Annotated in this window: 17 protein-coding genes; 8 read left to right on the top strand and 9 right to left on the bottom strand. The window is 69.1% G+C overall.

Annotated features, from left to right (window positions below; genetic code table 11):
• The 5 genes from DMP23_RS09880 (at position 1) to DMP23_RS09900 (ending at position 5,791) form a co-directional block, all read left to right on the top strand.
• Positions 1-774, top strand: coding sequence for a TIGR03084 family metal-binding protein (locus DMP23_RS09880; RefSeq protein ID WP_337820856.1), 774 nt, complete (start codon positions 1-3; stop codon positions 772-774).
• A 713-nt stretch (positions 775-1,487) separates the two neighbouring features.
• Positions 1,488-2,078, top strand: coding sequence for a TetR/AcrR family transcriptional regulator (locus DMP23_RS09885; RefSeq protein ID WP_199818128.1), 591 nt, complete (start codon positions 1,488-1,490; stop codon positions 2,076-2,078).
• 102 nt (positions 2,079-2,180) lie between these two features.
• Positions 2,181-3,848, top strand: a complete 1,668-nt coding sequence (locus tag DMP23_RS09890; RefSeq protein WP_337820857.1) for an AMP-binding protein — start codon at positions 2,181-2,183, stop codon at positions 3,846-3,848.
• Positions 3,848-4,999, top strand: coding sequence for an acyl-CoA dehydrogenase family protein (locus DMP23_RS09895; RefSeq protein WP_337820858.1), 1,152 nt, complete (start codon positions 3,848-3,850; stop codon positions 4,997-4,999). Before DMP23_RS09890 ends, DMP23_RS09895 begins: the two co-directional genes overlap by 1 nt.
• A 171-nt stretch (positions 5,000-5,170) precedes the next feature.
• Complete coding sequence (locus tag DMP23_RS09900) at positions 5,171-5,791, top strand: hypothetical protein (RefSeq protein WP_337820859.1); 621 nt, start codon at positions 5,171-5,173, stop codon at positions 5,789-5,791.
• Positions 5,792-5,801: 10 nt separating this feature from the next.
• On the opposite strand, the gene DMP23_RS09905 is transcribed toward DMP23_RS09900, so the two are convergent.
• Genes DMP23_RS09905 through DMP23_RS09915 form a run of 3 tightly spaced genes read right to left on the bottom strand, consistent with a single transcriptional unit; the run spans position 5,802 to position 7,778 of the window.
• Positions 5,802-6,965 carry an FAD-dependent oxidoreductase gene (locus tag DMP23_RS09905; RefSeq protein ID WP_337820860.1) on the bottom strand — a complete coding sequence of 388 codons (1,164 nt, stop codon included), beginning with the start codon at positions 6,963-6,965 and terminating at the stop codon, positions 5,802-5,804.
• 39 nt (positions 6,966-7,004) lie between these two features.
• Positions 7,005-7,337, bottom strand: coding sequence for a hypothetical protein (locus DMP23_RS09910; protein WP_337820861.1), 333 nt, complete (start codon positions 7,335-7,337; stop codon positions 7,005-7,007).
• A gap of 30 nt (positions 7,338-7,367) precedes the next feature.
• Positions 7,368-7,778, bottom strand: coding sequence for a DUF4345 domain-containing protein (locus tag DMP23_RS09915; RefSeq protein WP_337820862.1), 411 nt, complete (start codon positions 7,776-7,778; stop codon positions 7,368-7,370).
• Between the two features lie 102 nt (positions 7,779-7,880).
• Between DMP23_RS09915 and DMP23_RS09920 the strand changes: the two genes are divergently transcribed.
• On the top strand, positions 7,881-8,516 hold the full coding sequence (locus DMP23_RS09920) for a TetR/AcrR family transcriptional regulator (protein ID WP_337820863.1): 636 nt from the start codon (positions 7,881-7,883) through the stop codon (positions 8,514-8,516).
• Positions 8,517-8,550: 34 nt separating this feature from the next.
• Positions 8,551-9,372, top strand: a complete 822-nt coding sequence (locus tag DMP23_RS09925) for a hydrolase (protein WP_337820864.1) — start codon at positions 8,551-8,553, stop codon at positions 9,370-9,372.
• A gap of 20 nt (positions 9,373-9,392) precedes the next feature.
• On the opposite strand, the gene DMP23_RS09930 is transcribed toward DMP23_RS09925, so the two are convergent.
• Both DMP23_RS09930 and DMP23_RS09935 read right to left on the bottom strand, forming a co-directional pair.
• Positions 9,393-10,262 (bottom strand): SAM-dependent methyltransferase, encoded by an 870-nt coding sequence (locus tag DMP23_RS09930; protein ID WP_337820865.1) that lies wholly within the window; start codon positions 10,260-10,262, stop codon positions 9,393-9,395.
• A 19-nt stretch (positions 10,263-10,281) separates the two neighbouring features.
• Positions 10,282-10,902, bottom strand: coding sequence for a TetR/AcrR family transcriptional regulator (locus tag DMP23_RS09935; RefSeq protein WP_134666853.1), 621 nt, complete (start codon positions 10,900-10,902; stop codon positions 10,282-10,284).
• A gap of 133 nt (positions 10,903-11,035) precedes the next feature.
• On the opposite strand from DMP23_RS09935, the gene DMP23_RS09940 reads away from it, so the two are divergent.
• Positions 11,036-11,404: a hypothetical protein gene (locus DMP23_RS09940; protein WP_037812704.1), complete on the top strand. Its 369-nt coding sequence runs from the start codon at positions 11,036-11,038 to the stop codon at positions 11,402-11,404.
• Between the two features lie 66 nt (positions 11,405-11,470).
• Here the strand turns inward: DMP23_RS09940 and DMP23_RS09945 are convergent, their stop codons facing one another.
• The 4 genes from DMP23_RS09945 to DMP23_RS09960 all read right to left on the bottom strand — a co-directional run bounded on the left by DMP23_RS09945 (position 11,471) and on the right by DMP23_RS09960 (position 15,185).
• Positions 11,471-11,893 carry a hypothetical protein gene (locus DMP23_RS09945; protein WP_337820866.1) on the bottom strand — a complete coding sequence of 141 codons (423 nt, stop codon included), beginning with the start codon at positions 11,891-11,893 and terminating at the stop codon, positions 11,471-11,473.
• 71 nt (positions 11,894-11,964) lie between these two features.
• Positions 11,965-13,179: an LppP/LprE family lipoprotein gene (locus tag DMP23_RS09950; RefSeq protein WP_337820867.1), complete on the bottom strand. Its 1,215-nt coding sequence runs from the start codon at positions 13,177-13,179 to the stop codon at positions 11,965-11,967.
• A gap of 253 nt (positions 13,180-13,432) precedes the next feature.
• Complete coding sequence (locus DMP23_RS09955) at positions 13,433-14,395, bottom strand: aldo/keto reductase (RefSeq protein WP_337820868.1); 963 nt, start codon at positions 14,393-14,395, stop codon at positions 13,433-13,435.
• Position 14,396: 1 nt separating this feature from the next.
• On the bottom strand, positions 14,397-15,185 hold the full coding sequence (locus DMP23_RS09960; RefSeq protein WP_337820869.1) for an SDR family oxidoreductase: 789 nt from the start codon (positions 15,183-15,185) through the stop codon (positions 14,397-14,399).
• Positions 15,186-15,442: the final 257 nt, after the last annotated feature.

Below are 15,442 nucleotides of genomic sequence, written 5' to 3' on the forward strand. Positions count from 1 at the left end.
TTGCTGACAGACTTGGCGGCGGAGCACGACGCGCTCGCCGCGTTGCTGGCCGGACGCCCGGACCACGACTGGTCCGCGCCGACGCCCGCGCCTGGCTGGACGGTTCGCGACCAGATCGCGCACCTGGCGCATTTCGACGGAGTCACCGCGCTGTGCGTCGGTGAGCCGGAGAAATTCGTCGCACTGCGGGATTCCCTAGAAGACCTGCAGTCCTATGTGGACGGAATCGGAGCGGCGCACGCGGATCGCCCCGGTGCGCAGATGCTGGCCTGGTGGAACGACGAACACCGCCGTTTGCGCGCGGCGGCCGAGGCGGCAGATCCCGCGGTCCGGGTGCCGTGGTTCGGTCCGTCGATGAGCCTGGCGTCGAAGCTGACGGCGCGGATCATGGAGACTTGGGCGCACGGGCAGGATGTCGCCGACGCTTTCGGCGTGCGCCGTGAGGCGACCGCACGGCTGCGACACGTGGCGCGGATCGGAGTGCTGGCCTTCCCGAACAGCTACCGGGCGCAGGGTCGGCCAGTGCCCGACGCCGAGGTGCACGTGGCCCTGACCGCCCCGGACGGCGACCACTGGACCTGGGGCGACCCGGCTTCCCCGAACGCGGTGACCGGACCGGCCGAGGACTTCTGCCTGGTGGTGACCCAGCGACGGCACGTGGCGGACACGGCGTTGCGCACGCGTGGTGACATCGCGGGGGAGTGGATGCGGGTGGCCCAGGCGTTCGCTGGCCCGCCTGGGGTTGGGCGGCGGGCGGGGCAGTTTCGCGGCTGAGCTGGGCCGGGCTGGGTTGTGGCTGGGTGTTCGCCGGTTCGCCGGGGAGGGTCGGTGGCCGGGCAGTTTCGTGGTTGAGGTGGGGTCGGGCCGGGTTGTGGTCGAGTGTTCGTCGGTTGGCCGAAGAAGGTCGATGGCGGGGCAGTCTCGGGGCTGGGCTGGGTGGTGGCCGGGTGTTCGCCGGTTCGCCGGGAAGGGCCGGAGGTCGGGGCAGTTCCGTGGCTGAGGTGGGTTCGGGCCGGGTGTTCGCCGGTTCGCCTGGGATGGGTCGGTGGCCGGGCAGGTCCTTGGCTGAGGTGGGTCTGGGCCGGGATGTGGCCGAGTAGCCGCTGCGGGTTTGCGGCCGAGCCCTCGCCGGGGGAGCGTCAGTGGTCTGGGCAGTGTCGCGGCTGAGCTGGGCCCGGGCGGGGGTTTAAGCCAGGCGTTCGCTCGTGGGTTTGCGGTCGAGCTTCGCTGCGGGTTCGCCGCGCCAGTGCCCGCGCGGCGCTTCGTGGCCAACCCTTCGCTGCGACGGCGGACGCTTCGGGCTTCCCCGCCCGCGTGGGTCTTCCCAGCGTTGCGCCCGTCCTTCCGCCCGCGCCTGCCCTGCCCGCGTCCTCCCTCTGCAACCCGCCAACCCTGAGTGACCCGTCGTTCACCCCGCGGGGTCCGCCTCGGCGTGCCCGCCGCGCGGCCGATATCGTGGCAGGAGCGACAGGCTGGAGGTGGTGGGTGTGGCACGTTCGGCCACCCGGACGCGGGATCCCGACCGGAGAGCGAAGATTCTCGTCGCGGCGGGCGATCTGATCAGCCGCAACGGCTACCACGCGGTGTCGATGGCCGAGATCGGCCGCGACGCGGGCATTGTCGGTTCCGGGATCTACCGGCACTTCGACAGCAAGGCGGCGATCCTCGTCGCGCTCTTCGACGACATCATCGACCGGCTCATCGCTGACCAGGAGGTCGCGCTCGCCGAGCATGCCGGGCCGCGCGAGACGTTGCGGCGGCTTGTGCGCGGGCAGGCCGAGTTCGTGGTGCGCCAGCGCGCGCTTGCGCGGGTCTACCACAACGAGATCGGCAGCCTGCCCGCCGAGGACCAGGTCCGGCTGCGCCGCAAGCAGCGGCTGTACCTGGAGGAGTGGGTGCACCTCACCCGCGAGGCGCATCCGGACCTCGACGACGCGGTGGCGCGCACGCTCGTCCACGCCGCGGTCGGCGCCGTCCAGTCGAACCTGTTCCACAACGTCGGCCTCGAAGCCGACCGGCTGCTCGACTGCCTCGCCCGCGCCGCCGAGCTCGTGCTGGAGATCGCCGCGGACCAGTGACCCCGGCCGCGGAGCCCCTTGCTTAGTGAATGATGATTCTCTAAGGTGGGGGGCATCCGAGCACGCGGCGTGCTCACCGCGGAGTTCCAAAGGGGGAGCTTCATGGCCTTCGATGTCACCAGCCTCTACAACCGCCGCGCGGACGACCGCTGGAACCGCATCTGCGTGTCCGATCTGGTCGAACGCCTCACCTGGAGCGTCCCGGACGCGACCGCGATCGCGGGCTGGCCCGGTGCGTTCGGCGATCCCCGCTTCGCCCGGCTGACCTTCGCCGAGCTCGACGCGCTCACCAGCCAAATCGCGAACGCTCTCCTCGCCCGGGGGCTGCACCGGGGCGACCGGGTGGCGATGGTGTGCGAGAACTCCGTCGAGGGCTACGCCTTCAAGCTCGGCGTCGCGAAGGCGGGCATGGTCGCGGCGCCGATCAACCCGGCCATGGCACCGGACGTGGTGCGCTACCTGATCGACCGGGTCCAGCCGCGAATGTGCGTCGTGGACGCCGACATCTGGGCCGCCGCGCCGGAGCAGTGGCGCGGCGCCGGGGTTTCTCCGGACGTGGCGGTGGAAATCGGCGGACCCGCCCCGGAAGGCAGCGAGTCGTTCTCGCACTTCGTCTCCGGCGTCTCCGAAACCGCGCCGGACACCACGATCCACGGTGACGACATCTACGAAATCCTTTTCACCTCCGGCACGACGGCGATGCCGAAGGGCGTGATGTGCTCGCACGCGGCGTCCACGCTCGCCGCGCACGGCTTCGCGCTCACCCTCACCCGCGGGGTCCCGTTCGAGGGCGCGGTGAAGGTCGCCAGCTTCCTGCCGATGATGTATCACGTCGGCCATCAGATATTCCTCCTCGCGGCGTTCGCAGCAGGCGGCTCGGCCGTCATCGGACGGCGGCCGGACCCGGTCGCGACCGCCGACTGCATCGAGCGCGAGCGGAGCACCGCGCTGTGGGGCGGTTCCCCGGCGATGCTCGGCGCGCTGCGGCAGGAACTCGACGCGCACCCACGCGACGTGTCGTCCCTGCGGATCGCCGTCTACGGCTGGGCCGCGCTCCCGCCCGCGGTGCTCGCCGGGCTTCGCGAGCACTGTCCACAGTTGACAGTCACGGAAATCTTCGGGCAAACGGAATCCATTGCCTGCCACCGGTTCTGGCCCGACCAGCATCCGGACCTGTACGAGCGGACCGCACCGCAGGACAACTACGTCGGAGCGCCCAGTCCGCTGCTGGCGTCGCAGATCGTGGATCCGGAGGGCGTTTCCTTGGAGGGACAGGAAGGCGTGCCGGGCGAAGCCGTCTACCGTTCGCCCATCACCACCGCGGGCTACTACCTCGACGAAGCGGCCACGCGCGAAGCGTTCCGCGACGGCTGGTTCCACTCCGGCGACAGTTGCTCCTACGGCGAAAGCGGCCAGCGCGTGATGGTCGACCGGTACAAGGACATCGTGAAATCCGGCGGCGAGAACGTCTCGACGATTCGGGTGGAGTCGGCACTGCACCTGCATCCCGGCGTCGCGAAGGCAGCGGTGATCGGCGTGCCGGACGAGCGCTGGGGCGAGCGGGTGGCGGCGTTCGTCGTGCTGGCCGAGGACGCGGCGGTCACCGAGGAAGAGCTGATCGCGTTCGCGCGGGAACGCCTGGCTGGCTTCGAAACCCCGAAAACAGTGCGGTTCGTGGACGCGCTGCCGGAAACAGTCGGCGGAAAAGTCATGAAGTACAAGTTGCGCCGGCAATATGCGCCGGCCACGGAAGCCTCGGGACGGCACTGATGGATTTCGACGAATCGCCCGAGCATGCTGACCTGCGGGCGGCGGTCGGCAAGATCTGCGCGGGGTTCGGCGACGGGTATTTCCGGCGCGTGCTGGACGAAGACGGGCGCACCGACGAGCTGTGGCACGCCCTCGGCGAAGCGGGCTTCGTCGGCGTGAACCTGCCCGAGGAGCATGGCGGGGGAGGCGCGGGCATCACCGAACTCGCGATCGTGGTCGAGGAGACCGCCGCGGCCGGGATGCCGTTGCTGCTTTTGCTCGTGTCCGCCGCGATTTCCGGGGAGGTGCTGAAGGAATTCGGCACGCCCGCGCAACAGCGCCGGTGGCTGCCCGCGATGGCTTCCGGCGCCGAGAAAATGGTCTTCGCGATCACCGAACCGGACGCCGGGTCGAACAGCCACCAGCTGCGCACCACCGCGCGCCGCGACGGCGACGGGTGGGTGCTGTCGGGCACGAAGTACTACATCTCCGGAGTGGACGAGGCCGCGAACCTGCTCGTCGTGGCCCGCACCGGCGCCGGCGACTCCGGACAGGGCGAAATGACGCTGTTCGTCGTGCCCACGGACGCCGACGGCCTGCACCGCAGCCGGATCCCGGTCGAAATGCGCGCGCCGGAGAAGCAGTACACGCTCAGCTTCGACGACGTCCGGGTGGACGACGACCGCCGGATCGGCGAGGTCGGCGACGGACTGCGCATCGTTTTCCGCGGCCTCAACCCGGAACGCATCGGCGGCGCCGCGATCGAAACCGGCATCGCACGGTACGCACTGGCGAAAGCCGCGCGCTACGCGAACGAGCGCTCGGTCTGGGGCACGCCGATCGGCGCGCACCAGGGAGTGGCCCATCCGCTCGCGGAGGCGGCGGTGGACGTCGAACTCGCACGCTTGATGACCGCGAAAGCCGCGTGGCTGCACGACGCGGGCCGCCCGGCGGGCGAGGCGGCGAACATGGCGAAGTACAGCGCCGCCGATGCCGCCCTGAAAGCCCTCGACGCAGCCATCCAAACCCACGGCGGCAACGGAATGGCGACCGAATACGGTCTCGCGCACCTGTGGGGAATGGCGCGCCTGCTCAAGATCGCACCGGTGAGCCGGGAGATGATCCTGAACTACGTCGCGAGCCACACACTCGGCTTGCCGCGGTCGTATTGACCCGCTGAAACGGCCCCGGAAGCGGAAGTCATCGCTGAATGACAGCTTCATCGTGACTCCACGCTCGCTTGCGCTGCTCATTCGGTCCTGGCTGAGGCGGTTCAGCGCGTGCATGTGCTCTACTGCGTGCACACCCCGTCGAGAGGATCTCGTGCTGTGAAAGCCGAGCGGATGAACGCAGACGACCAGGCCGCGCCCGCCGTCGACCCGGTGTACGACCTGGACTTTCCCGGTCCGCACAAGCAGTGGGTCGCGGCGATCGAGAACTCGCCTGCGACGCCGGTCTGGTTCGGACACCGGACCGACGCCGGAGACCGGGCCGCGCTGGTGGGCACCTTGCCGCGCGGAGCGTTCGCGGCGGGTACGGGGCCGTTGAAATGGGGTGCGCCCGGCATGGCGCTCGGGCAGCTGCTGAACGTCATCGAACCGATCCCGCCTGGCGCGGATCGCGCCGCTCTTCGCAAGGCTGTTCAGGCGCATCTGGCCGAGCGTGTCGCTGACCTGTCCAGCTGGCCGCGTTCGATGTGGACGGTGGACGGCGTCCGCGTGCAGGCAGCGGTGTTGCACTTCGCGGGCGCTTGGCTGGCGTTCGCTGACGAATTGGATGTTGTCTACTTGGCGACTGTTGGCGTGGGCATTTCGCCGGACGGCCTGGAGTTTCACAAGACGCGCGGCGAGAAATACGGGGCCGATTTCTCGGTTCCGCTGACCATTGGCCAGCTCCACCGGCTGCGTGCGGAGCAGATGCCACAGCCTTCTCAGCCCCACCCGGATCTGTTGCGCCTCAAGTAACTCGCGGGGGTCAGTGGCCGGTTTTGAGTTCGGACAGCGTCAGTGCCATCTTGCGGTGGACCGCGGGCAGCCAGTCCAGCGTGCGCATCGCGGTGTTGCGCATGGCCCGCAGCGCGGGGCTGCCGAGGGTGGCGGCCCGGGTCATTTTGTCGGTGAACGCCACGATTTCCTCGGCGACTGGACGCCGCTCGGCTTCGTAGCCGTCCAGGGTGCTGTCTGGGGCGCCGTCGCGCAGTACCGCGCCCAGTCGGCGGGCCAGGTCCAGTGCGTCTTGGATGCCGGTGTTCATGCCCTGGCCGCCGGCCGGGCTGTGGACGTGCGCGGCGTCGCCGGCGAGGAAGACGCGTCCGGCGCGGTAGCGGTCGGCCAGGCGGTGGTGCACGCGGAACCGCGAACTCCAGCCCAGATCGGTCACCTCGATCGAACCGGTCCGCGGACCGCGGGCGTCCAGCAACGCCTGTACCTGCGAACGGTCGGGGTGCGGCGGAGCGTCGTCGACCGTCGCCACGATTCGGTGCCGGCCGCCGGGCAGGGGCGCTAGCACGCTGACTCCTTCGGGGGCGAAGTAGAGCCGGACTTCCGCGTCGGTCACGTCGCCGGTCAGGACGACGTCGGCGAGGACGAACGACTGCGGGTAGCTGTCGCCGTGGAAGGTGATGCCGGCCTGCTCGCGGACGAGACTGTGCATCCCGTCAGCGCCGATGACGTATCCGGCCCGGATCTGCTCGCCGGTGGCGAGGGTGACGGTGACGCCTGCGGGGTCCTGCGCCAACGCGGTCACCTCGCTGGGCCGGGTTACCTGCCCGCCTGCCTTGTGCAGCCGCTTGAGCAGTACCTGCTCGGTAATGTCCTGCGGCACCAGCAGGGTATAGGGATGAGCGCTGGGCAGTTGGTCGAAATCGATGTGCAGCAGCACGCGATTATGCTCGCGCACAGTGAATTTCGAGACGCGGATGCCGCGTGCCACGAGTTCCCCGGTGACGCCAAGTTCCTCGAGCACCTCAAGCGTGCGGGCGTGCACGACGGCTGCCCGTGAGGTGTTCATCATTTCGGCCCGCTTGTCTACGACCATCGTTTCGACGCCCTGATCGGACAGGGAGGCCGCTGCCGCCATTCCGGCCGGACCGGCTCCCACAACCAAAACCTCGGTGCGAGCGGGTTCATGCGCATTCATCACGATTTTCCTCACCGTTGACCGGGAAACGAGCCGGATTTACCGCGACATGAGCTGGTGCACCAGATGCGGGCGCGCGAACAGTTCGGTGTTCGTGCCGTCGACGACCCCGGGCGGCGCTTCGCCGAACTCCGCGTCGAGCGCGAGCCGGGTCTGCGGCGAATGGCGCAGGATGATGGCGGCTTCGAGCGCTTCGCGAGATTCGGCTTTGGCTACGCACACGACGGTTTCCCCGTCTGCAGTGAGCCAGCAATCCGCCGACAGAAACCCCGGTGCACTGCGGAAAACCCGGGCGACGCCTTCCACGCGCCGGAAGAACTCGTCGCGGTAATGCGGACGCGGATAATGGTAAGCGATGAAACCGGCCAGCATGATGTTTTCCTTTGTTCGCAACGGGAAGCCCTACCGCGTCAACGCCGCGAGGTCCGCGGTCGCCGGGCGTCCGGTGGCTTTCTGCAGCAGGGGCGAATAAATCAGCGGCGTGACGAGTTCGACAACCAGCATCGCGACGTAGAACCAGTGCGGCCAGCCGGAGTAGGCGACGGTCAGCAAGCGCACCAGCCCGCCGGCGAAGAACACCAGCATGAGGAGGTGGATCAGGCCGGCGTGCCGGTCCAGGTCCCGGGCGGCCCACACGCAGGCGATCCCGTAGGCGAGGAACAGCAGCATCGAGAACCGCAGATCGCCGTCGAGGGTGGCGTTCGGGGTGTTCGCGCCGATGATCGTGCTCGGCCCGATCAGGATGTGCGCCAGCGCGATCAGCGCGCAGTCGATCCCGAAAACGACGAGATACCACCGCAATACGGCCTTCATGATCGTCTCCCGGTCCCGGATGCGCGCCGTTAGTACACACGCGTCTACTAAGCCGCCGAAGCGTAACCGCGCTAGTGGACGCGCGTCAACTAAGGTGGGGCGATGCCGCCTCGCCGCCGTCTCGCTCCGGACCAGCGCCGTGCCGAACTCCTCGACGTCGGCGCGCAGCTGTTCGGCGAACTGCCCTACGAGCAGGTGCAGATGGACCGCGTCGCCGAACGCGCCGGGGTCTCCCGCGCCCTGCTGTACCGGCATTTCCCGAAGAAGAGCGTCCTGTTCGCGGCGATCTACCAGCGCGCCGCCGAGCAGTTGCAGGCCGAGATCCGGATCGAGCCAGACTTGCCGCTGACCGACCAGATCGCCGCCGGCCTCGACGCGCACATGGACTACTTCGCGGCCAACCGCCACACCGTGCTGGCCGCCAACCGAGATCTCGCCGGCGACCCCGTCGTGCAAGCCATCGTGCTGGGCGACCACCGGGCCATGCACGACGTCATGCTCGCCGCCACCGGTCTCAGCGGCGCACAGCGCGCCACCATGTCCGCGGCGCTCACGTCCTGGCTGATGTTCGTGCACACCCTGTGCCTGGAATGGCTCGAACACGACCGTCTCACCCGCGACCAGGTCCGGACCGCCAGCCTCGGCGCGCTGACGGGAATGATTGCGGCGCTGGAGGATTCGGTAGCTCGCGAGCCAGGTCGGGGGAGCAACCGGCGTGGTTCGTCGATCGGAGGTTGACCTCCACCATGGTCGAGGTTCAAGAATCTCGATCATGACATTGTGGATCTGCGACCGATGCGGCATCGAACAACCCGGCTCCCCGGAACCCCCGCACTGTGTGCTGGACCGCGGCGAGGTCGGCATCGAGGAGCGCGGCGACCTGGGCCCGCATTCGGGGAGTTGGCGCACTCACGAACAGCTTGCCGCCGAACCGCACGTGGTGCGGGAGCGGGACCACGGCCGCGGGGTGCACAGTCTGCGGCGGGAACCGGTGGTGGGGATCGGGCAGTGGTCGTTCGTCGTGCGGACCGCGCGGGGGAACGTGTTGTGGGATCCGCCGACTTCCATCGAGCCGGACACGCTCGCCGCGGTTCGGGCGCTCGGCGAGGTCGCCGCCATCGCGACCAGTCATCCGCACATGTTCGCCGCCCAGGTCAGCTGGAGTCACGCGTTCGGGCGGGTTCCGGTGCTGGTGAACGCCGCGGGCCGCGAATGGCTGGGCCGTACCGATCCTGTACTCGAGTTCTGGACCGGGCACGCCGAGCCGGTGCCGGGGGTCGAGTTGATCCAGGTCGGCGGGCACATGCTGGGCAGTGCCGTGCTGCGCACCCACGACGGCACGATCCTCTCCGGCGACTCGATCAGCGGCGGTCTGGCGCCGAATTGGGTGTCGTTCCAGCGCAATTTCCCGAAACACATCCCGCTGTCCGCCGCGGTGGTACGGCGGATCGTGGACCGGCTGGACGGCTGGTCCTACGACCGGCTGTACACGCTCGGCGGCGACACCATCGACGCGGACGCCAAGGCGGTCGTGCATCGTTCCGCCGACGCGCATATCCGTTGGGTCAGCGGGGAATTCGACCATCTGACCTGACCGGCTTCCGCGGGCGAGGATCAGCCGGTGAACTCGGCCAGCACCGAGCGTTCTATCTCCGACACCGGCAGGTCCCGTCCGGCGGGCCGCAGGTACCGGGCGGTGAATTCCTCCGGTCCGGCTTGTTCTCGTTCGTGCCAGCCGTATTCGGCGAGGAACGCTTCGACGCGGTCGGGGGCCAGGCCGAAGCGCCAGAGCGGCCGCTTGCGAACGAACTCGGCGTAGGCGGCTTCGGCGCCGTAAAGGCGGGTGCCGTCGAGGAAGTCCTTGCGCACAAAGGTGAACACCAGGCGGCTGCCCGCGGACGCGGTGGCCAGGAAGTCGAACGTGCGGCGGACGCCGTCCTCGGTGAGGTATTGGGTGACTGCCTCCCAGATGAAGAAAGTCCGACCGGGGAGGTAGCCGTGCCGGGCGAGGGCGTCGGCGAGGTTTTCGGTGTTGAAGTCGACTGGCATCTGCGTCAGGTTGGCGGGGACGCGGCCGAGCGCCTTGGTGAGCGCGGCGCGTTTGCGGTCGATGTTGGCGGGCAGATCGACCTCGTAGACCGGAATCTCCGCGAGCGCAGGCAGGCGGCAGGCGCGCGTGTCGAAGCCCGCGCCGAGGATGACCACCGCCTCGATCCCGCCCTCGTCGAGAGCCGCGCGGAGGGCATCGTCGACATAGCGTTTGCGGCACAGCATGCTTGCCCACAGGCCCGGGATCTTCTTCTCGGTCGCGGCGATCAGCGCTCGCCGGATCGGCCGGTATTTCGTCAGCGCGGCCGCGAGCCTCCCGCTGGCGGGCAGGAGGCGGCGGGCCCACGGGTCGTCGATCAGCGGCCGGGCCTCGTGCTGGTCGGCGGCGACGATGACCATCGGCCCGAACGCGGTCCGGTCGGCTCCGGTTGCCATGAGGCGCTCCTCGGTCAGGTCAATGATCGACGCTGGGCTGCTGGTGGAACAGCGCGGAGGTTAGCGCCTCGGTAGCGGCGCGCGCAGCTGAAGCGGTGTCGCCGTCGAAGGTGTCGAGCAGGGTTTGCCAGCCGGCGTGGCTGGTGAGGGTGTAGGCCAGCGCGAGGGCGGCCGACGCGGAGACCGCGAGTCTGCCGTCCCGGTGGGCGCGTTCGACGATGCTGTTCAGGAGGGTGCGCCGCCATCGGCGGATCGCGCGGATCTGCTCGTCCAGCTCCGGTGCGTCCTGCTGGGCGAGCAGGACGGTGAGGCGCGGGCCCATCTGCTCGTACCGGGAGTAGTACGCCTCGATGATGTGCTGCAGCTGATGCTCGGGAGCGGCGTCGGGCAAGCCGAGATCCTCCACGGCCGCACGGGTTTGCGCGGTGTGGTGGTCGAACGCCGCGGTCAGCAGTTCGTCGCGGCTGGAGAAGTGGTTGTAGAGGGTGCGCAGCGCGACATCGGCCCGCTCGGCGATCTCCTGCATGGTGACCTGCTGCCCGCCCGAGGCGACCAGGGCGTCCAGGGTCGCGTCGAAGATGCGGGTCCGCGCTTCTTCGCTGGCGCGGCGCCGGGTCTGCATTGAATAACGGCGAGGCATGCGTCCAGTCTACTCATTTACATGCACGCATGCGTGCAATAAAATCCTCCGTTGCGGTACCCGCCGCGACGGCGGCCGGGCCGCACGTCCGGCGTCCGCCGGGCGGACCTCGAACCTTCTCGGTGAGGCAGTCATGACCATCGATGCGGCAACCGCCCTGGATCCCACCGTCACCAACCCGGAGCACTACCACGTGGTGTTCGAGAACGAGCGGGTCCGCGTGCTCGAATACACCGACAAGCCCGGCGACCGCACCACCCGCCACGCCCATCCCGACAGCGTGCTGGTGGTGCTCAGTTCGTTCCGCCGCCGGATGTACGCCGCCGACGACAGCACGCACGACCTGGAGCTGACCGCGGGCAAGGTCGGCTGGCTGGCCGCTCAGCAGCACGCCGGGCACAACATCGGCGACACCGACAGCCACGCCCTGTTCATCGAGCTCAAAGAAGGGGTCCGGACCGAGACTGGGGTGCTGGGGCCGATCGGTCCCGCGGTGGAGTGAGGGCTGTCGGGGCACACGCTGGACGAGGCTTTCGCATACGGCTTAACGAAGTGTCAGAAAGGGACCTTATCGATTGCTCTTCACTATCAAAGCAGAATTGTCGGTGCGGTCGGGGTCGGATCCAGCGGGATAGGATCTGACGACAAAACTGAGGCACGCGATGAATCCGCTGTCGCCGGTCGAGTGCAGTGTCAAACATCGCACGTGATGGGCGGACTTCTCTTTGATGTCTGCGAACCGCAGTATTTCCGCGGTCTGCGCACGGTCTGCGTAGTCTATGGTCAGGGACTGATAGAGGGATTTGAGTTTCATCCCGACCACCCCGAAGAAGGCGGCTTCGATCAGGTCGCCGGCTTCGGCGTCGACGGTGCGCAACCGAAGTTCCGAATGGCTGACGGCATAGCGCCACGGGCGAAAAACCCGGTCGAACGTGAGGGGAAGCGCCCCGCTCGGTCCACTGTCTTGGTCAGGGGCTGAAAGGGTGGGCAACGGCGACTCCATCTCACGTTCGGCCGCGAAGCTGGGTTGTTGCGGATATAGGTCGGTTCCGGCAGTTCAGGTCAGCGTCGGCTCGGGCTCGCACTCGGGTCGGCGGGCGGTATCGCGTCGAGGGGGACGAGGCGGGTTCCTGTCCAGTGGTAGCGGACTGTCGCCGCGTCGGCGGTGGGACAGCACTGCGGGTCTTCGGCGTTGTACATCTCGTACGAGAGGGCGATGGTGGTGTCAGTAGACCACGCTTCCTGGATGCCGGCGCTGTCCACCGAGGTGTCGGTGCCGAGGTACTTGCCGTCGTGGAAGAAGAAGGCCCGGTTCGCGTAGCCGTCAGCCGACTCGGCGATGGTGGCGAGGACGACCTGCAGACCGTCGGACGATTCCCAGGAGGTGGCTGGATAGGGGCGGTAGCCCTTCGCCTGGACGACTGCTTCGGCGTCGGCGAGGGTGTCGCGCGGGGCGGCCGGGGGCGCTGAATCCTTGGTCACGGTGGAGGTCGGGGCGCTGCTTGGCTGCGGGTCGCTGGTGGACGGCAGCGGGAGAACGGGTTCCGGCGACGAGGGGGCGGCCAGGGTCGGGTCCGTCGCGCCGTACGCAGTGCTGCGGGTCGTTCTGTCGATGCCGGTGACGGCGGTCAGTCCCAGCGCGGCGACCACGATGGCGACCGCGCAGGTGATAGCGGAGAAGACGGTGCGGCCGTCGGTGCGCGGTGGCCGGACGGCAGGCTGCGGCACCACCGCGCCGACGAGCATGAAGAGCGCACCGGCGACGCTGACCCAGGGGCCGAGCCCGATGCGCAGGAGGCCGCCAGCGCTGTCGAGACCGCTCAGCAGGCTGAAGAGGAGCAATCCGGCCAGGACACCGGAGACGCCGAACAGGACGAAGCCAGTCGCCCGGACCGCGACGCCCTCTCGCAGCACGACAGCCGCGACGATCGCGGCGGCACCGCAGACCGCCAGAGCCGCCGGAAGAAAGACGAGCGGCACGGTTCGGCTGCTTGCCAGGCGAGCGATGTCGAACAGGCTCGCGTTCCCCAGCAGCACGACCTGAAACCACGGCAGGACCGGCGACACCCCGACCAGCACGCCGCCCGCGGCCAGCCCGGTCGCGGCGGCGAACCGCCGGACGGTGTCGCCCGGCGTGGCCTCGGCAGCCAGCCGGTTGCCGCAGCGCCAGCAGCGCACCGTGCCCGCCGGGACCTGCTGTGCGCAGTACGGGCACGGGAACGCGGCGGGCACCGCGCCCGGCCACGGCGTGGGGCCGCCAGAATGGGAACCGATCATCGCGTGAACTCCTCGTCTGTACCAGGACAGACGGCCGGATCCCGGAGCGTGTTACCGAGCGCTGAAATACTCGTGCTGCTCGAGCGGCACAGGCTGGAGCGGGTTGCGCTGTCCGCGAGACGCCTGAACTCGGCTGTCCATCGGACGTCGCTCAGACGCAGCACACCTTGTCGATGCGGCCGTACTCGGCGCCAGCGCTGCCGCGCAGCTGCGGCTGGTGGTCCAGCGGTGCCCATTTGCCGCCGACGTCGCGTCAGTTCCCCGGCGGCGGCATCCACACCAGCCGGGGATCGGTCTGCACGAAGCTGCCCAGCAGTTGGTCCACTCGCATCAGCACATCCAGATCAAGCCGGACACCCGCGGCCTTCGCGTTCTCGGTCAGTTGTTCCGGCGTGCTCGCCCCGACCACCGCCGCGGCGACGGTTTCGTGTTGCAGGGTCCAGGCGAGCGCCAGCTGTGCCATGGTCAACCCCGCGTCGTCGGCGACGCCGCGCAGCAGTTCGACTCGGTCGACCAGTTCCGGGTACCGCAGCGGGCGCGCGTACGCCGGTCCGGTCGCGCGCGAACCCGGCGGGACCGCGCCGTTGCCGTATTTGCCCGTCAGGACGCCTTGTGCCAGCGGGACGGCGGCGAACTGGCCGATGCCGAGCCGGTCGGACACCGGGATCACCTGTGCCTCCGGCACGCGCCACAGCATCGAGTAATGCGCCTGGTTCGAGATCAGCGGCACGTCGTACCGTGCGGCCGCCTCGGCTGCCTGCGCCAACTGGTCCGCCGTCCACTCCGCGGTGCCGACGTAGCGCACTTTGCCTTGCCGCACGAGGTCCGACAGAGCCAGGAACGTCTCCGCGACCGGTGTCTTGTAGTCGAATCTCAAGAGCTGGTAGACGTCGATGTAGTCGGTGCGCAGCCGCCGCAGCGAGCCTTCGAGGGACGCGATCACGTGTTTGCGGCTCAGCCCGGCGTCGTTGGGCCCGGGGCCTTCGGGCCAGAACACCCCGGTGCACAAGACCAGATCGTCGCGGCGGGCGCCGGCGAACGCCGTGCCGAAAGCGGCTTCCGCGGCGCCGCCGTCCCAGGCCGCTGCCGTGTGGAACGTCGTGACGCCCGCGTCCAGCGCCGCGGCGACGCAGCCGGGGGCGTGGTGGTTGTACCAGTTGCCGTAGGCGATTTCGCTGACGGCGAGGCCGCTGGTGCCGAGCCTGCGGTATTCCACTTCAGCCTCCTTGGGCGGCCATCTCGGTGATCCACGCGTCCACCGCGCTGGCTTTGCGGGCGAACGTGTCCCGCACCGTTTCGTGCGGCAGGATCAGGAATTCGTCCCGGGAGAGCCCGCGCACGACGGCGTCGGCGACGTCCTCGGGTTCGAGCAGCGGCGCGGCGGCCGCGATCGCCAGCGCGGCCGGGTGGCCCGCGGCGAGACCCGGCTCCAGCAGCGCGGTGCGCACGCCGAGCGGGCACAGCGCGCTGATCCGCACCCCGCGCGGCCGGTAGGTGATCGCGAGCCATTCGGCCAGCGCGACGGCCGCGTGCTTGGTGACCGAGTACGGCGCGTCGCCCGGCACGCCGAGCAGGCCGGCGGCCGACGCGGTGAGCAGCAGGCAGCCCTCGCCGCGGGCGAGCATCGAGGGCAGCACCGCCTGCGCGGCGTGCACGTGCTGCATCACGTTGATTTCCCAGGATTTCGCCCACTGTTCGTCCGCGGCGTGCACGCCGGTGCCGAACGCGGCGCCCGCGTTGGCGCAGAACAGGTCCACCGGCCCGAACTCGGCTCGCGCGCCCGCGACCAGCGCTTTCAAGTCCTTTTTGGACGTCACGTCGGTCACCGCCGCGACGGCCCGCCCGCCCGCGTCCCGGATCCCGGCCGCCACGCGTTCGGCGCCGTCCGCGTCGAGGTCGGACACGACCACCCCGCTCGCGCCCTCGGCGGCGAATCTGCGGGCCATGGCGGCGCCGATTCCGTGCGCCGCGCCGGTGAGCACGACTACCCGTCCGATCAGTTCCACCTGTTCTCCACTATTTTCGGCGACAGTGTTACCGGGGTGAGCAAAGTGTATTTCCGGACTGTCATTCGCATGATAAAAGCCCTGCTCAGCGGCTTGATGAGGGGTCGGTCCACGGTTTCGGACATTAGCACGGCGAGGGGGTCGATGGTACGCTCCGCGGCAATTATTCCCGGCCGGTATTGCGTTTTCCGCAGCCCATGCGTTATTGCTGTAAACGGTTCCGCGGCGATCGTCCGCGCACCACTGCCCATCCCGGT

Source organism: Amycolatopsis sp. A1MSW2902 (genome assembly GCF_017312175.1).
Taxonomy (GTDB): Bacteria; Actinomycetota; Actinomycetes; order Mycobacteriales; family Pseudonocardiaceae; genus Amycolatopsis; species Amycolatopsis nivea.